Origin of the sequence: Salibacter sp. (genome assembly GCF_031581065.1) — a bacterium.
GTDB lineage: Bacteria > Bacteroidota > Bacteroidia > Flavobacteriales_G > Salibacteraceae > Salibacter.
Window position 1 is genome coordinate 1 of record NZ_JAVLBN010000003.1, and the last position, 17,139, is coordinate 17,139.

Annotated in this window: 13 protein-coding genes; 2 read left to right on the top strand and 11 right to left on the bottom strand. The window is 42.5% G+C overall.

Translation table 11 applies throughout. From position 1 onward, the window contains the following. A partial coding sequence (locus tag RI557_RS01260; protein WP_310681559.1) for a T9SS type A sorting domain-containing protein occupies nucleotides 1-3,580 on the top strand: 3,580 nt, incomplete at its 5' end. Between the two features lie 296 nt (nucleotides 3,581-3,876). Here the strand turns inward: RI557_RS01260 and RI557_RS01265 are convergent. The 9 genes from RI557_RS01265 to RI557_RS01305 all read right to left on the bottom strand — a co-directional run bounded on the left by RI557_RS01265 (nucleotide 3,877) and on the right by RI557_RS01305 (nucleotide 14,149). Beyond that, complete coding sequence (locus RI557_RS01265; RefSeq protein ID WP_310666721.1) at nucleotides 3,877-4,614, bottom strand: Bax inhibitor-1/YccA family protein; 738 nt, start codon at nucleotides 4,612-4,614, stop codon at nucleotides 3,877-3,879. Nucleotides 4,615-4,663: 49 nt separating this feature from the next. Next, the gene (dut, locus tag RI557_RS01270; protein WP_310666722.1) at nucleotides 4,664-5,098 is read right to left on the bottom strand and encodes a dUTP diphosphatase; all 435 of its coding nucleotides are present in this window, start codon (nucleotides 5,096-5,098) and stop codon (nucleotides 4,664-4,666) included. Next, nucleotides 5,095-6,576, bottom strand: a complete 1,482-nt coding sequence (locus RI557_RS01275; protein WP_310681561.1) for a polysaccharide biosynthesis C-terminal domain-containing protein — start codon at nucleotides 6,574-6,576, stop codon at nucleotides 5,095-5,097. The genes dut and RI557_RS01275 overlap by 4 nt, the downstream gene beginning before the upstream one ends. A gap of 229 nt (nucleotides 6,577-6,805) precedes the next feature. Beyond that, nucleotides 6,806-7,588, bottom strand: coding sequence for an enoyl-CoA hydratase-related protein (locus RI557_RS01280; RefSeq protein ID WP_310666724.1), 783 nt, complete (start codon nucleotides 7,586-7,588; stop codon nucleotides 6,806-6,808). 35 nt (nucleotides 7,589-7,623) lie between these two features. After that, nucleotides 7,624-9,075, bottom strand: coding sequence for an ATP-binding protein (locus tag RI557_RS01285; RefSeq protein WP_310681563.1), 1,452 nt, complete (start codon nucleotides 9,073-9,075; stop codon nucleotides 7,624-7,626). Between the two features lie 40 nt (nucleotides 9,076-9,115). Further along, the gene (locus tag RI557_RS01290) at nucleotides 9,116-10,144 is read right to left on the bottom strand and encodes an OmpA family protein (protein ID WP_310681565.1); all 1,029 of its coding nucleotides are present in this window, start codon (nucleotides 10,142-10,144) and stop codon (nucleotides 9,116-9,118) included. Nucleotides 10,145-10,242: 98 nt separating this feature from the next. Next, nucleotides 10,243-11,454 carry an S-adenosylmethionine:tRNA ribosyltransferase-isomerase gene (locus RI557_RS01295; RefSeq protein ID WP_310681567.1) on the bottom strand — a complete coding sequence of 404 codons (1,212 nt, stop codon included), beginning with the start codon at nucleotides 11,452-11,454 and terminating at the stop codon, nucleotides 10,243-10,245. Between the two features lie 37 nt (nucleotides 11,455-11,491). Beyond that, nucleotides 11,492-11,656: a Lacal_2735 family protein gene (locus tag RI557_RS01300; protein ID WP_310666728.1), complete on the bottom strand. Its 165-nt coding sequence runs from the start codon at nucleotides 11,654-11,656 to the stop codon at nucleotides 11,492-11,494. Nucleotides 11,657-11,704: 48 nt separating this feature from the next. Then, a complete protein-coding gene (locus RI557_RS01305) occupies nucleotides 11,705-14,149 on the bottom strand; it encodes a ligase-associated DNA damage response DEXH box helicase (RefSeq protein ID WP_310681569.1) in 2,445 nt (814 codons plus the stop codon). Nucleotides 14,150-14,265: 116 nt separating this feature from the next. On the opposite strand from RI557_RS01305, the gene RI557_RS01310 reads away from it, so the two are divergent. Further along, a complete protein-coding gene (locus RI557_RS01310; protein ID WP_310666730.1) occupies nucleotides 14,266-14,550 on the top strand; it encodes a hypothetical protein in 285 nt (94 codons plus the stop codon). Here the strand turns inward: RI557_RS01310 and RI557_RS01315 are convergent. Together RI557_RS01315 and RI557_RS01320 are read right to left on the bottom strand one after the other, a co-directional pair. Further along, nucleotides 14,547-15,587, bottom strand: a complete 1,041-nt coding sequence (locus RI557_RS01315; RefSeq protein ID WP_310666731.1) for a DUF4837 family protein — start codon at nucleotides 15,585-15,587, stop codon at nucleotides 14,547-14,549. The two genes, RI557_RS01310 and RI557_RS01315, sit on opposite strands and share 4 nt — an antisense overlap. Further along, the gene (locus RI557_RS01320; RefSeq protein WP_310681572.1) at nucleotides 15,580-17,061 is read right to left on the bottom strand and encodes a transglycosylase SLT domain-containing protein; all 1,482 of its coding nucleotides are present in this window, start codon (nucleotides 17,059-17,061) and stop codon (nucleotides 15,580-15,582) included. The genes RI557_RS01315 and RI557_RS01320 overlap by 8 nt, the downstream gene beginning before the upstream one ends. Between the last annotated feature and the right edge of the window lie 78 nt (nucleotides 17,062-17,139).

The window sequence follows — 17,139 nt, forward strand, 5'->3', positions numbered from 1 at the left end:
AATAGCCGGAAATGAGGCTAATGAAGTAGAGCTTGAAGATGGAGCATTTTGGATATCAGCACTCCCTTCTTCACCTAATAATGTGGAGTTTGGCGATGTTGATTTAGACGATGGAGATACAGCTATCCTGGTTTCTCCTCAGTTTTCAGACCTTCCCGATGCGGATAATCGTATTCGCTTTGAAGCGGCATTTGAAGATGCCAGTTCAAACACTAGCGAATTGATAATCGGTGTAATGTCAGATCCCAATGATCCTTCTACGTTTGTCGAATTGCAAAGAGTTACTTCGAATACAGATGATGTTTTTAATTCTTATACCGTTGACCTTGATAATGCTGCAAGTATAGGGTCAGCACAATATATTGCAATTGCATCAGGTGCTGATGACAGTAATTTTGATGAGATTGCTTTTGATGATTTTGTGTATGAAGAAATCCCAACGTGCTTTCAACCTGTAATGGCATCTGCTTCATCTATTTCAACTTCAGAGTTAGAAGTGAATTGGACACCATCTACACAATCAGCAGCAACTGATTTTGTGATTGAGTACGGATCTGTTGGTTTTACACCTGGTATGGGTGATAGCCTTATCACGCAAAACCCTAATGCTGATACAATTACAGGTTTAATGAGCGGAACGTCTTATGACGTGTATGTTACGGCTGTTTGTGGTGCTGGGGACACGAGCTTTGTAGAAGGCCCATCAACGGCAACTACTTATTTCAATGCTCCATACTTTGAAGACTTTGAAGGTCTTTCAAGTGGAATTGAAGGAGGAACATTTGGAAACGGTTGGGTTGACGTGTCTTCAACAGATTTTGACTGGCACTCAAATACTGGAACGACCACTTCAAGTAGTACTGGTCCTAACGGAGACCATACTTCAGGTAATGGAGTTTACCTTTACAGTGAAGCTTCTAATGGCTCAGCAGGAGACACAGCAATATTAGAGTCTCCATTTGTGAATATTTCTTCACTGACTAATCCTTATATGTCTTTCTGGTATCACAGACATGGTGCAGATTATCTTACTGGATACATCGATATCTGGGATGGTTCATCATGGACTACGATTGACTCGATTGTTGGAGAAACACAAACCGCAGAGTCTGATCCTTACCTAAAGAAAGAACTCGATCTATCATCTTACAGTGGCGATGTTAAGTTCCGCTTCTGGCACATCAAAGATGACTTTGAAGCAGATTGGTCAATTGACGATGTAGAAGTTTTCAATAAACCTAATGATGATATTGGTGTTATTGGTTTTGTTGGTGATACTGCGCTTTGTGGAGACAGTAACACAGCAATAACTGTAATAGTAGAGAACTTTGGTTTAGCTGATCAAAGTGGATTTGACATTACAGTTGACTGGACAGGGTCAGCTTCAGGTACAGCTACTACAACATATAATAACACATTGGTAGCAGGAACAACTGATACGGTAATTGTTGATTCAGTAAACACAGTACTTGGTGGTACGTTTAATCTAGAAGGTTACACAATGCTATCTGGTGATGCAGTTGTATCAAATGACACTGCAACGTCACCAACTGTAACATTTGATCCGTTACCTGCATCACCAAGCTTACCATCAATGGTATCTACCTGTAATGGAACCGATACCACACTTGTTGTGAATTCAACATCTACAGAAAGGGTTACATGGTATGATGCTGGTATGAATTTCGTTAAGTACGGAGATTCAGCTTCTTTCACAGTAACTCAGAATGATACAGCATATGCAACTATCCAACCATATGTTGGTGATAATGTAGGTCCTGCAAACTATTCAGCGCTCGGGTCAGGTGGACCTTATTCATTTTTCACTTCTGGCCTGGAGTTCGATGTTAACCAGGAAGTTACAATTGATTCTGTTACTGTTTTTGTTACAGGAGCAGGTGATGTTCACGTTAATATTGAAGATAATTCCGGAAACCCTGTTGGTTCAACTGTTGTTTCAGTTAACCCAACTACAAGTGACGAGGAAATTACGATCCCCGTTGGAATTACTGTTCCAGCAGGAACGGGGTATGAAATGAATGCAACCGGTTCAACTGTTTCAGACTTGTACAGGAATAGTGGCGGTGCTTCATTCCCTTATACTAGTACTAATGGTTATGCAACAATAACAGACGGCACTTTAGCCGGATATTATTATTACTTCTATGACTGGGTGCTTTCTGACTCAGACTGCGAAAGTGCTCCTGCAAGAGTTACATTTGAGTCTAATCCGATCCCTACAGTATCTCTCGGTAACGATACAGCATATTGCGAAGGAGATGCGTTCAATATCACACTAGATGCAGGAAACGCTGGTGCTACTTACAACTGGAGTGATAACTCAACCAATCAAACACTTGTAGTAGATACAGCAGGTACATACTGGGTTGAAGTTACAAGTGCTGGTGGATGTGTAGATACAGATACTCTTGAAGTAACAGAAAACGCACTTCCAATGGTAAGTCTTGGAAATGATACAGCTTACTGTGCAGGAGATGCGTTTAGCACTACACTAGATGCAGGCAATGCTGGAGCTACATACAACTGGAGCGATAACTCAACCAATCAAACACTTGCAGTAGATACAGCAGGTACATACTGGGTTGAGGTTACAAACGCAAATGGTTGTGTGAGTACTGACACGCTAGAGGTAACAGAAAACGCACTTCCAATGGTGGACCTTGGAAATGATACAGCATACTGTGCAGGTGATGCATTCAGTATAACATTGGATGCAGGAAATGCTGGTGCTACTTATAACTGGAGCGATAACTCAACTGGTCAGACCCTTACTGTAAATACAGCAGGTACATACTGGGTTGAGGTAACAAACGCTGGCGGCTGTGTGAGCACAGATACGCTAGAAGTAACAGAAAGCTCAGTGCCAACTGTATCGCTCAATGATGCAGATATTTGTGCTGATGAAACTGCTACCCTAGATGCAGGAGCTGGATTTGCCAGCTACAACTGGAGTACAGGAGAAACAACACAAACGATCACTGTGTCATCAGATGATTCGTATGATGTTACCGTGACAAATGCAGCAGGATGTGAAGGAGAAGCATCAGCAGTAGTTACAGTTAATCCTCTACCGGTAGTTGACCTTGGAAATGACACATCAATGTCTCCAGGTTACACGATTACACTGGATGCAGGATCTGACGGAGACACATACAACTGGAACACAGGTGCATCAACTCAAACAGTAGATGTTGAGTATGGAGATGTACCAGCAGAGTTCTCAGTAGAAGTGACTTCAGCTGAAGGCTGTGTGTCAACCGACACGATTTACATCGATGCCAACACAGGAGTTAGAGACCTTGTTAAAGGATCTATCAAATTGTATCCAAACCCAACGCGTGGAAACGCTAAGCTGGATATGACACTCACTGAAGGAGGCGAGATGATGATCGAAGTTTACAGTATTTCTGGTCAATTACTCGATCAGGTACAATACGGAGCTTCAGCAGGTCAACAAATCGTACCGGTTGATATGAGTAACTACGAAAACGGTATGTATATCATCAATGTGAAATTGAATGACGAGAGTATTTCTCAATTCAACGTTACGAAGATGTAGTCTGGAAACTCATAGATAATTGAAAAGGGCATCGGCTTAGCTGATGCCCTTTTTTATTTACAGTATAAATAACCAGTATACCTAAGTGTAAATACCTTATTCTACTTTGTAGAATCTATAATTAAAAGAATAATGAACTTTTCTTCAACTGGCCAATAGGCTTATTACCAATATATAATATTGAGCCTTAAAAAACTTTGGGGTAAAGAAGGGTTCATTGATTTTACCAACTTGAGAGTTTAAGAATACTCAATTAAAAACTGTTTGTTTGAATTACCTGATACAGCATAATTTAGTTAATCCCTTGACTGTAAGCGGGCGAGCAACTTAAGCAGCTCCAGATAGAGCCATACCAGCGTTACCATCAATCCAAAAGCGCCAAACCATTCCATATATTTGGGAGCTCCTGACTTTGCACCACGCTCAATAAAATCGAAGTCGAGTAATAAGTTGAATGCTGCTACACCCACAATTACCAGGTTGATTCCGATCATCATCCAGGATGTGTTTTGCAAACTCAAAAAAGAACCGCCAAAAAAGCCCATCACCATGTTGATGATGTACATAAGAGCAATTCCGCCAGTTGCGGCCATTATTCCAGATCGCAACTTCTTGTTGACTTTGATGATTCCGGTTCTGTAGAGAAAAAGCATTGCAAAAAACACACCTATTGTGGAGGCTACTGCCTGGAAAACAATACTTCCCCCGCCAAAACTTTGGCTGATGTAGAGTGATATACCACCAAGAGCCATTCCTTCAAGCAAAGCGTAAACGGGAGCTGATATAGGCGATAAATTTGGTTTGAAAGAAGTCACCAATGCTGCGATTAATCCGCCAATAATACCAACCCACATCAATGTTGTACTGGGGTTTAGCCATGTGTAAGAAGCGCTGGCTAAAACGAGTAGAGTCAATAGAATTGTCTTGTTGACAGTTCCCGCAATTGTCATAGCTCCATCTGCGGTTGAACTTTTTGTAGCTTCTTTAAATGCTTTCGAGTTAAAAGCTGGGTTTGAAGATTGTATTTGTCTCATTGTTATTTTCAGTTTATTGAGATTCTAAACGACTTGTAGAATGAATTGGTTACTTTTTCCCGGTTGAGCCGAATCCGCCTTCTCCACGGTCACTGTCTTCGAGTGAATTTACTTCTCTCCATTCAACCTGTTCGTGTTTTGCTATGACCATTTGCGCCACACGCTCCCCATCTTCAATCGTTACGTCCTCATTGGATAAATTCACGAGCAATACACCAATTTCTCCACGATAATCGGCATCGATTGTGCCCGGAGCATTCAAAACTGTAATCCCTTGTTTAAATGCGAGTCCTGATCGCGGCCTAATCTGAGCCTCATAGCCCGCCTTTAACTCCATAAAAAGCCCCGTCTTGATCAATGTCCGTTCAAGTGGCTTGAGCGTTACAGGAGCATCTAAATTAGCTCGCAGATCCATCCCGGCACTCTGCTCAGTAGCGTAGTGCGGTAGTTTGTGTTTGCCTTTGTTGACAATTTTTACGTTCATAATAACTGTTTAATGCGTTTGCGTTCAATGGTCAGAACCGTAAACAGGAAGACGAGAAGTATTCCTGTGTTCAGGGTGTATTTCATCCAGCCTTCAAGTTCTGGAATCGTGCTGAGTCCATAGAGAGCTACAGCATAAGCCAAATAACCTAAAACTCTTTTTAGGTCGTATGGAATTGGGTTGTGTTTTTGGCCAAAGAAGTACGATAAATAACACATACTGGCATAGGCTGCAAAAGTAGCCCATGCGGCTCCTTCATAGCCCATTTGCGGAATGAGCATGTAGTTGAGCACAACTGTAATGATGGCTCCAACTACAGCAAGATAAGCACCGTAAATTGTCAGGTTTTTAATCTTGTACCAAACACTCAGGTTGTAAGTCCAACCGAGGAAAATGTTGGCTAAAAGTAAAATTGGAACAATGTGTAATCCTTTCCAGTATTCCTCTCTTCCCAAAAAGTGTTTAAACAAATCGAGGTACATGAGTACGAATAAAAACATTCCCGATACGATGATGGTAAACCAGTTCATGACATCGGCATAGGCGTGAGCCGCACCTTGTTGTTTTGCTCTAGAAAAGAAGAACGGCTCTACGGCATAGCGAAATGCCTGAATGAAGAGCGTGATTACGATGGAGAGTTTGTAAACACCTCCATAGATTCCAACCTGTGACTTTGCTGCTGTTTCACCGATTTCAGGTTCCAGAATTACGCGAATGAGTCTCCTGTCAAGTGTTTCGTTGATGATGCCGGCAAAACCTGCAACCATAACGGGCAGTGCATAGATCAAAAGTGTTTTGATTTGCTGTGAGTCGAGTTTGAAGTGTACGAGCCTAAAGGTTGGTGATAGCGCGATAAACTTGATTCCGCTCGCAATCAGGTTGGCGATAAACACATATCCCACACCAATAGCCGGGTTGTAAAATGTGTCGATAACCCAGTTTGAAGTTCCTTCACGAGCTTCCGGAATGAGGTATCCGATGAAAAACAAGTTGAGCCCGATGTTGACGCCAATATTCAGGAAGTTGATAACAGCAAACTTCACTGATTTTTCATCTTTCCTTAGTTTGGCTAGCGGAATTGCCGATAATGCATCAAAACCGAGAGCCAGCCCCATCCACACGATGTACTCGGGGTTTTGCTCATATCCAATCCAGTCGGCCAGGAGGTTCTGACCGAAAATAATAATAATGAAAAAGATGACGGTGCTGTAAGACAAAAAGCCCAGCACGTTGCCAATTACTTTGTTGCTATCAGTGTTATGTTCGTTGATGTAGCGGAAATAGGCGGTTTCAAGCCCCCATGTGAGTAAGACAGCAAAAAAAGCTGAGAGTGCATAAATTTCAGTGATAACACCGTAATCAGCTGTGATGAATTGAGTCGTGTGCAGCGGCACCAATAGGTAGTTGAGAAACCGACCCAGCATGCTCGATAAGCCGTAAATAGCGGTTTGACCTGCCAGTTTTTTTAGTGCTGCCATGAATTGATTTGTAGCTCAAAAGTAAAATTTAAAATCGGGTTGTGGGGAGAAGAAGCATTGTAACAAAGGGGGTGTATCAAAAAGCTTCTATGAGATAAAAAAAGACTCGTGTTTTAAAGGCATTAATCCAGTATTTTTAGCTACTACAAATTCTTAAGTAGCTTTTTAAAACCGAAAAATGTGAGATTTTTCGGTTTTGATACACCCCCTGTGAAAAGTATACTTTGATTTATTCGCCTTTAAAGTTCGGCTTGCGCTTTTCCAGGAAAGCTGAAGTTCCTTCTTTGAAATCTGCTGTTCCAAAAGAGTTTCCAAACTGGTTGATCTCTTCTTCAAAACCGTTTTTTCCTTCATCAAAGCCTGCATTAATCGCTTTGATAGCATTTCCAATGGCTTTAGGAGAATTCTTTTTGATGGCTTTTGCAATTTCCTCGCACTTTTCGAGAAGTTCACTCTGGAAAGTAACATGGTTGACGAGACCCCAGTGATGAGCATCTTCAGCATTGATCATGACTGCTGTAGCAACCATCTCAATCGCTTTTCCTTTTCCAACGAGCTGAGCGAGACGTTGAGTTCCTCCGTAACCCGGAATAACACCGAGAGAAACTTCAGGCAGTCCCATTTTGGCGTTTTCTGATGCCACGCGGATGTGACAACTCATAGCCAATTCGAGTCCGCCACCGAGAGCAAAACCGTTTACGGCTGCAATTACAGGCTTCCTGAGTGACTCAACCAAATCGAATAACTTCTTGTGGCCGTCAGCACTCAGTGATTTTCCTTCTTCAACACTGTAGTTTGCAAATTCCTTGATATCAGCACCTGCAACAAAAGCTTTTTCGCCAGATCCGGTTAAAATGATCACCTGAATATCATTATTTGCCTCACCATCTTTGAAAGCCTGAGAGAGCTCGCCAATGGTCTCGCGATTAAGCGCGTTGAGTTGCTTGGGGCGGTTTATCGTGATGTATAGAATGTTGTCTTTTGACTCGGTTTGTATGTTGTTATATGCCATTTTAAATGATTTTTTGTCTGCTCAAAATTATACATTTATTCAGAGCTCAACGGGAGCAAAATAGTGAAAGTGGTGCCTTCATTCACTTTTGTTTGGAAGTTGATTTCGCCTCCGGCAGCAATTACGATATTCTTCACCATTGCCAATCCAAGGCCCATTCCGCTCGATTTTGTGGTGAAATTCGGACTAAAGATTTTCTCTTTCAATTCATCAGGAATGCCGCTTCCGTTATCGCTTATTTTCACGACAACATTTGAGTTTGTTTTTTCCAAAAAGATTTTGATTTCGGGCTCTCTTTCATCGGGCACGGCCTGCAATCCATTTTTGATAAGGTTCGTGAAAGCGCGCAACAGGTGTTGTTTATCGGCAAAAACATAATGGTCAGATCCTTTTACATCAAGCTCGATTGCTCCGTTGTTGCGGTGCAACTCAATAGCCGAATTGAGGACAGATCTCAAACCAACTTTTTCGTTTTGTGCTTTTGGCATTTTGGCGAAATTGGAGAATTCATTCGCGATGCTTGAAAGTGTGTCGATTTGCTCAATTAGGTTCTGACCGATAGACTGAATGCGTTCTTCCAGCTCCTCAGGGTTTTGTTTTGCAGTGCGTTGAAGGTGCTGAATGTTGAGCCGCATTGGCGTGAGCGGATTTTTAATTTCGTGAGCAACCTGCCTGGCCATCTCTTTCCATGCAGATTCACGCTCGCTTTTGGCGAGTAACTGTGCACTTTTTTCGAGCTCTTCCAGCATCCTGTTGTAGTCGTTGATGAGCTCGCCAATTTCATCTTTGCTGTTCCACTCAATGGGTTCATTTTTCTTGTTGATGCGCACTTCTTTGAGTTTCGCACTGATTTTTTTGAGCGTGTTGGTGATGTAGTTACTCAGTAGGAAAGCGACAATCGAGGCGAATAAAAACAACAACACATAAACCTGGGCAAGAGTCAGCAGAAACGAAGAAACTTCATTCTGCATGGTTTGTGAGTCCTTGCGATACGGCAAATTGATAATAGCAATTTTCTTGTTGCCGTTCTCCAAAATGAAATAAGCGGAGAGATATTCCTCACCATCGAGCTGTTCCTTTTTGACGATGGATTCGTTGGGTTTGAGTTTGCCCAAAATTGAATCGTGGAGTGTTTTGGAGAAAACACCTTTTTCAAAAAGTTCAACCTGGGTTGAACCCAGTAAGTCACCATCAGTGGTATACACGTTTAGATCAACATCGTGAATTTCAGCCAATTCATGGATTTTGTTTTCCAGCTTTGCATTGACCTCTCTTATTCCGTTTTCAATGGTAAAATATTGCAGCGAAAGCATGATCGTGTTTTCCTGCTGCTGCAGTCTGTTTTGGTGAAACTGCTCGTTTCGGTTCTGAAAGAAAGCGTAGGTGGAAATACCGATGACAATGAGCGAAATGAGGATGAGCGCCATCATTGAAAGGTAGATGCGCGTACCCAATCCCAGTTTTAATGATTTTTTGCTCTTTGTCATGGCTTATCTTTTCTTCAGATAAGCAAAAACCGGGCTAAAGTTATTCAGTGCCCTCGTCATTTGTAATTTCCTGAGCGCTTTCGTCAAGAATTTTGAATAACTGATCGAGGTTTGGCGTGAGGATTACTTCAATTCTGCGGTTTTTTGCTTTACTTTCAGGAGTGTCGTTTGATGCGATTGGAAAGTGCTCTCCTCTACCGGCAGCTGTAAGCGTTTGTGGGTCGATGGAGCTATTGTTCATCATAATTCTCACAACTGATGTAGCGCGCATCACAGAAAGGTCCCAGTTGTCTTTTATGCATGAAGAGCTTATAGGATCAGTATCGGTGTGGCCTTCAACCAGAATGGTGAGTTCATTTTGATTTTCCAAAGCTTTTGCTAATTGAACAACAGCTTTTGTACCTTCAGATCCGACACTTGTTGAGCCACTCGCAAATAGCAACTTGGCCTCCATTGAAACGTAAACGCGACCGTTGCGCTGTTCAACGGTAATACCTTTATCGGCAAAGCCTGTAAGTGCATCTTTTACTTTATCGCGTAGTGCTTTTACAGCAGCATCCTTTTGAGCGATTATATTTTCGAGTTCCTGGACGCGTTTTTCACGAGCCTTGAGTTCTTCCTGGAGTTTGTTGAGTCTTTTTTCTTTGTCATCCAGTTTTTTGTCGAGCAGCTTGAGTTTGTCTTCCTTGATTTGAAGGTCGTCCTGTAGCGCCATTACTTCGCTCATCAGCTTGCGGTTTTCCGCATTCGACCCGCTTTCGAGAGCATCGGCCTTTTCACGAAGTTGTGTGTTGATTTTTTTGAGGCGATCAGTTTCGTGACGCAATTGGCGGTACTGTTTTGCTGTGGAAGCCGTATCGTCAATCATTGATCTCACAGCCTGCTTGAGCTTTTTTACCTCAGCTTTGAGCTCGGCATTTTCAGTTTCCAGGCGGTCTTTTTCTCCTGCGAGGTACTCGCGTTCTCCCTCGCATTTGTCGTATTTTGTTTTGAGTTCTTCAACGCGCTTTACAGGGACGCACGATGCAAACAGGGCGATGAACAAACTAAAAGCTATGAGTTTACGCATGATACAGATACATTTTTTCCAATATACAAAGGTTGATGTCAAACGCGCTCAAAACAATGGATATTGCGCTATTTTATGAACAGATGTCTTTTGACAACCTAAGGGATTAGTAAAGAACTGTCACCGTAACTCAAAAACCTGAACTCATTGTTGAGCGCATAACCGTACACTTTTTTCCAGTCAGACCCAATAAGAGCTGCGACCAGTAGCAAAAGTGTGCTTCCGGGCTGATGAAAATTGGTGATGAGTCCGTCACACACCTTAAACTTGTATCCCGGGGCGATGATAATCTCAGTTTGTCCACTCAACTTGTCAAGTTTGTGGTGCTTCATGTATTCCAGAATCATTTGGAGCGACTCACCTCTGGATGCATCCCACGGCTCATCGTAGGGTTCCCACTGCCCGATGCGAAACGGCATTTCCATTTTGAAGCCGTGCTTAGCGATTTGTGCGCCAACCCAATAAAGACTCTCCATCGTGCGCATGGCAGTTGTTCCAACGGTTATGAGTTTTTTATCATCCGTTTTGAGTAGTTCTTCAATGGTTTTTTTATTCACTTCAAAAAACTCACCGTGCATAGCGTGATCACCAATTTTATCGGTTTGCACGGGTCTGAATGTGCCGGCACTCACGTGCAGAGTAATTTGAGAAGAGTTGATTTTTGCTTTTTCAATATCGGTCAGAACCGAAGGCGTGAAGTGCAAACCCGCAGTGGGTGCAGCAACTGATCCTTCCACTTTGGCGAAAACTGTTTGATAGCGTGATTTGTCTTCCTCCTCAGCTTCTCGTGTCATGTAAGGAGGTAATGGAACTTTTCCGGCTTCTTCCAAAAGTTGAGAAAAGGTGAAGTTTTTAGGCTCCCAGCTAAACTCGATCAAAAAGCGGACATCTTCCCTGTCGATTTTTTTGACATTCAATAGATCGCCTCTTCCCGTTTGGAGCGTGAGTTTTTCTTCTTTCCATTTTTTTGCTCCGCCAACCATGCACCACCAGCGTGTGCTTTTGGTTTGTGAAAGAGCCAGCTCAGCGCTCGGTTCTGACTGTGGCTCGAGACAAAATACTTCGATAACACGCCCGTTTCGGTTGCGGAAAAACAGCCGGGCGGGAACGACCTTTGTGTTGTTAAAAATTAGGTGACTGTTTGATGGCAGCTCTTTTGGTAGCTGATTGAAGGTTTTGTGATCGATTTGTCTCTTCCTGTAAGTGAGAAGTTTTGAGCTATCTCGTGGTTCAACAGGGTATTGAGCGATTTTTTCATCGGGCAGGTTGTACTGGTAGCTCGCGATTGAAATTTCCTTGGGATGGGCCATTCTTAACTTTTTGACAAAAGTAAAGATGACGGATTTATCAGCTATCTAGCTTTTCTATTTCTTTCAATACATCATCAGCTTCCTGCATTTTTTGATCGGCAGCCTTTCTGTCTTTATGCGATAGAGCGTGTGACTCCTCCATCAATTTTTTGTATTTCTTTTGAAGTTTCTTTTTGGGATCAGAATTGAATAGTCCAAACATATTATCTCTATTTATGATTAGAACAGTCATAGTCTGCTAATGTTCGCGCTATTCGAATTTCAATTGCATTTTTTGAATGCGGCTTTCGAGTGATTCTGCAATGAATTTTTCCCTCAATCGATCTACCATCACGGGAAAGGCGAAGGGAGTGGGCTTTTCAGGTTCTGACAGAATAAACTCCTGGCTGTTGATGCGTTCAAGTGTTTTGAATAGCCTGTTAAACTCGAGTTGAAACTCCATGGCTTCTTCAAATGCTTCTTTATAAAGTAGATTGCGCGGTTCGTAATCGCGAAATACATCGAAAAACAGTTGTGAGGAAGATTGCAGGTGTCGGTCAGATTTTGATTTTCCGGGATAGCCTTTGAATACGAGTCCGCTAATGCCGGCAATTTCGCGAAACCTCCTTCGAGCCATTTCTGATGCATTGATGCTGTTTTGAATATCATCCATCAAATGCTCAGTAGTGAAAAGGTTATTGTCAATTGCTTCCTGTATAGGTACCGGTTGATCGCTGAGTAATTCAAATCCGTAATCGTTGACTGCGATAGAGAACGAGATAGGCTTGAGTAAACTCATGCGATAAGCGATTAGGCTGGCGATTCCTTCATGAACAAAGCGGCCGTCAAACGGATACATGCAGCAATGGTGGCCCTCTTTACTTTCAAAAGATTCTATGAGAAACTCGTTTTCCAGCGGAACATGACTTCGCTCTTTTTGAAAGTTCAGGAGTGGCTGAATAGTCTTGAGTTCAACATCCGATCCGGTGTTTAAAATGGCTTCTTGCATTTTTTCGCGGAGCATTTCAGATAAGTTGCTGCTCAAAGGCATTCTTCCTCCCTGCCAACTGGGAATTTTTCCGGTTTTGCTTTTACTCCTTTTTACCTGAACGACCATGTCTTTGATTCTCACTAGTTCAAGACTTCTTCCGGCAAACCAAAAGACATCGCCAGGCTTGAGTTTTGAGATAAACGACTCTTCAATTGAGCCTATTCTTCCTCCTGAAACAAATTTTACCGTTAGCATAGCATCAGAGACGATTGCTCCAATTTGCAAGCGATGCCTCATGGCTACTTTTCTGCTCGTTACTTTGTAGAGATTGTCTTCCAGCACTTCAACTTTGTGGTATTCATTATAGCTGTGTAGGCTGTCACCTCCTGTTGTGATGAAATCCAGGCACCAGAGCCATTCATCATCATTGATACTGTTAAAACTGAATGTGGATTTTATCTGTTCCAGTGTTTCATCGGGATAGAAACCATCACCAACAGCAAGAGTGGTGAGGTATTGAACCAAAACATCAAACGACCGGATATAAGGAGTTCGTTCCTCCATGTAATTTTGGTCGATCGCTTTTCTCAGTGCAGCCGCCTCAATCAGCTCGAGCGAATGAGTTGGAACGAAGTAGATTTTACTTTTCTCTCCCGGTCGGTGTCCACTTCTCCCTGCTCGTTGAGCAAACCGAGCTACTCCTTTTGGTCCGCCAATTTGAATAATCGTTTCAACAGGTCTAAAATCAACTCCCAGGTCGAGGCTCGATGTGCACACTACAGCTTTTAGTCGTTCGTCATGCAGAGCATCCTCAACCCAATCGCGCAGTTCCCCTGAAATAGAGCCGTGATGCATGGCTATTTGTCCGGCTAATTCAGGATCTTCATCCAGAATTCGTTGATACCAAATTTCACATTGAGAACGCGTATTGGTGAAAATAAGAGTTGTTTTGCTTTCATTGATAATGGGGACAACTTTTGCCAGGAGCTTTATGCCGAGGTGCCCGCTCCATGGAAACTTTTCAACTTCATCGGGTAAAACAGAAATGATCTCGAGCTCTTTTTTGATATCTGCTTTAATGAAAGCCGTTTTTTGTGGGTCGTGGTCAGATCCGAGTAATACTTCCATCGATTCCTCCATATTACCGATCGTAGCTGAAATGCCCCATACGCGCAATTTGTTGGAGAGGGATTTGAGTCTGCTCAGAGCCAGCTCCATCATCACCCCTCTTTTAGAGCCCATCAACTCGTGCCATTCATCACATACAACAGCTTTGAGGTTTTTGAATCGCTTTGAGGCATTTTTTTGTGCGAGGAGTAAGTGTAAACTCTCAGGAGTCGTGATCAATATTTGCGGCATTTTACGTGATTGGCGGGCTCGTTCTTTACTTGATGTGTCCCCGGTTCTGACCGAAACCTCCCAGGGAATATCGAGACCCTCAATCATTCTTTTACTGGATAGGTGAATTTCTTTACTCAGCGCCCGAATTGGCGTAATCCAGATGACTTGAAGTCCGCGAGGCTGTTTGTAGTTTGCTTTTTGTGAACTGAGATATTCAGCAACTATTCCGCCAAGCATGGCATAAGTCTTCCCCGAACCTGTTGGTGCATTGATCAATCCGTTCTTTCCAGATCGATATGCTGACCAGGCTTCCTTTTGAAATGGAAAAGGCTTCCAGCCCTTATCAGAAAACCAGTTTTTAACTAATGATGTACCTGCTGCCACAATGAAGTAATTCCAAATAAACGTAAAATGTTCAACCTTCCTGTAATTTTAATAAGTGCAAGAGACTTATATACTTGAGACTTTTTATATCAAAGGTCAAACTATGTTAACACAAGATGCAAACCTTAGGGAAAATAAAAGGGGTAGATTTTATACAAACCGATATTAGTGTAAAAAAAGGCAGTGCTATAGTACCTTTACTCAGAAATAACCGAGGCCTTCATGGTTTTGTGAATAACAAGGTTTACGATTACCGCGTTCAGGGTCTCGGGTTTGCTATAAGAAATAACATGATCAATAGCTTCCTAAGAGGAGAGGAAAGAAAAGTTGAACTCGAAGAAGTTGACTCAGATAAAGTTGAAGAAGAAAACGAAGAAGAAATCACAGAGGAAGAGGATTAACGCTCTTCCTTTTTCTTACCCTTTTCTTTGAATCGGATTGATTTGATAACAGCTTCTACTTCTCTCAAGTATTCACGTTTATCAAACTCAGGGGCGTAAGCATACCCGTAAGCCGTTACAACTTCATTTTTATGCTCATTCAAAATTGTGAGCATTACGAATGGTCCTCCCATCAGGTAGCCTTCTGTTCGCCAAAGACCGCGGACCTCTGTGGCAAAATGATCTCTGAAGTTGATTTCCTCAGCTCGCGGACGAACAAACCGGGTGTCAATGTCCATGTAAGAATTCTCAACCGGACCTGGAATGGTAGCCTTTAAAGCGCTATCGGCTTTGTTGATGATATTTGTTGGTTGGAGTTGATCGGGTGAGGTGTAAGGGTGTTTGAAAACCAACACCCCCTGGCTGATCTGATGCTTAAAGCCTCCTCTTTCGCGTTCACGTTCAAGCCTCAACCAAACAAAGTCTTTATTTGACTTGGCAAAATACATCCCTTTCATAGTCGTGATCTCAATATTCAATAAGCTGTCAATACGATCGTTGAGTTCTTCACTTCCGGCACTTTTATTTTTGTGGTAGAGCCTGTCGAGAGATTTTGCTTCAAAGTAATCGATGAGGTTTTGCGATTCCTCGTTGAACTTTTTGATGAGTCCCTCTTCATCTTTCGCCTTGATGCGAACGATCAATTGATGGCGAGCCCACACGTTTTTTTGAATATCCATTTTAGGTCCGGTTACCCGTGTTGGATCGATTTCAAAAATGAGGATATTCCCAAACGACTTGTAGACCTTGCTAAAACTCTTGTCAGTAGTGTGCTGTACGTTGAAAATCGGTTCTGACTGTGGAAGGCCGTATTGCGTTTTTCTCAGCTTTTCCCGAATCGTATCGCCAAGTTTTCCTTTCCACATATCCTGTTTTACCCAAACGATCAAGTCTCCTCCTTCTCCGCTCGCCATAGGCAAAAAGCGTTGGTTGTCTTCATCGCTCGAACAGCCGATGAAAAAGAGGACAGAAAGGAAAAATGCGAAATATTTAGCCATTTGTACCTACCACTATTTTCATTCCCGGTTTTAAGCGGGAATAGTTGACGTTTTTATTCAGTTCTTTTAGCTGAGAAACGCTAATTCCGCGGGCTTTTGCAATGTCCCACAGCGTATCACCACTTTGTATTTGGTAGTAAACCTTGCCTCCATCTTGCACAACCTCAATTTTTTTCGGTTCACTTTTTTGAGCGTAATGGTTACCACCTTTCGGGTAAATCACAAGTCGCTGACCGATGTTTATGCGTGAAGACCTCAGGTTATTCCAGCGCATAATTTCACTGGATCTAACACCATAACGTTGAGCAATTCGTCCTAGTACATCACCGCTCCTTACACGGTAGTAAACGCGATCTTCTTCAAACTCTTTTAAGTTTCCGTCATTCTCTTCACCCATCGTCTCATAAGTGGATGCTATGAGGGTATCCTGTTGCTCGTAAAATTCAAAAACCTTTTCGCGGGGGAGTCTCAGGATATTTGTTTTATCGCTGTAAGCAGGGATAAGATCACGCTTGTATGCCGGATTTAAAAAACTCAACTCTCTTTCGGTCAGATCCAGTTTTAAACTCAGTTCAGAGTAGAAAATTGGTCCTTTCACGTGAACGGTATCTGTCTCGAAGAAAGTTTTGAGTGGAGCTACACGGTTGATCTTGTATTCATCGGCATGTTCAAAAACGTAATATGCTGCGATAAAAGCCGGAACATAACCTCTTGTTTCACGAGGTAGAAAAGGGTAGAGATCCCAGTAATTTCCATCTTTAGACCCCGATCTTCTCATGGCTCGGTTCACGTTTCCGGGGCCGCAGTTGTAAGCTGCTAAAGCCAAATCCCATTTGTCATACATTCTGTATAAATACTTGAGGTATTGGGCTGCTGCATGAGTCGATTTAACCGGATCCATCCGTTCATCCATGTAGGAGTTTTGTTCCAAATCATACATTTTACCTGTAGAGTACATAAACTGCCACATTCCCACAGCGCCAGCATGTGAACGAGCTCTTGGGTTGAGAGCACTTTCCACAACTGCTAAATATTTTAATTCTAATGGAACATCGTGCTGATCGAGTACTTCTTCAAACATAGGGAAGTAATACTCGCTCAAACCGAGCATTCTGGAAACTTGTTCTCTCCTTTTTACTGCGTAAAGGTTGATGAAGGCTTCAACGCGATCGTTGTGAACCACATTGAATGGAGTGCGCAGATTCAGCGAATCCAAACGATTTTTCACAATGGAGTCGCTGAAAGTTGGAATTTCATTTTTGGGTATTTCCAAAAAGCCGGTATCAAAAGTCAGCTTTGCTGATTCTGCCATTTCAAAATACGGGGCATGCATCATGCTATCCATTGCCGCTACTAACGATGAGGTTTGTTCGATCACGGTAGTATCAATCGGTTCTGACTGTGAGCTATCTGGCTTTGTTGCCAACGCGCTCAATGAAAAAAATAAAAGACTTGTTAATGAAATCCACTTCATGGGTTGAAATTTATGCAGCTAATATGAAAAAACCATTGGCTGCTGTGAACCAATGGTTTCGTTACTTTTACACAACGG

Excerpts from the sequence above, each read along its gene's own strand:
- RI557_RS01265 (WP_310666721.1), bottom strand. The coding sequence starts at position 4,614 with ATGAGACAAATACAATCTTCAAACCCAGCTTTTAACTCGAAAGCATTT.
- dut (WP_310666722.1), bottom strand. The coding sequence starts at position 5,098 with ATGAACGTAAAAATTGTCAACAAAGGCAAACACAAACTACCGCACTAC.
- RI557_RS01275 (WP_310681561.1), bottom strand. The coding sequence starts at position 6,576 with ATGGCAGCACTAAAAAAACTGGCAGGTCAAACCGCTATTTACGGCTTA.
- RI557_RS01280 (WP_310666724.1), bottom strand. The coding sequence starts at position 7,588 with ATGGCATATAACAACATACAAACCGAGTCAAAAGACAACATTCTATAC.
- RI557_RS01285 (WP_310681563.1), bottom strand. The coding sequence starts at position 9,075 with ATGACAAAGAGCAAAAAATCATTAAAACTGGGATTGGGTACGCGCATC.
- RI557_RS01290 (WP_310681565.1), bottom strand. The coding sequence starts at position 10,144 with ATGCGTAAACTCATAGCTTTTAGTTTGTTCATCGCCCTGTTTGCATCG.
- RI557_RS01295 (WP_310681567.1), bottom strand. The coding sequence starts at position 11,454 with ATGGCCCATCCCAAGGAAATTTCAATCGCGAGCTACCAGTACAACCTG.
- RI557_RS01300 (WP_310666728.1), bottom strand. The coding sequence starts at position 11,656 with ATGTTTGGACTATTCAATTCTGATCCCAAAAAGAAACTTCAAAAGAAA.
- RI557_RS01310 (WP_310666730.1), top strand. The coding sequence starts at position 14,266 with ATGCAAACCTTAGGGAAAATAAAAGGGGTAGATTTTATACAAACCGAT.
- RI557_RS01315 (WP_310666731.1), bottom strand. The coding sequence starts at position 15,587 with ATGGCTAAATATTTCGCATTTTTCCTTTCTGTCCTCTTTTTCATCGGC.
- RI557_RS01320 (WP_310681572.1), bottom strand. The coding sequence starts at position 17,061 with ATGAAGTGGATTTCATTAACAAGTCTTTTATTTTTTTCATTGAGCGCG.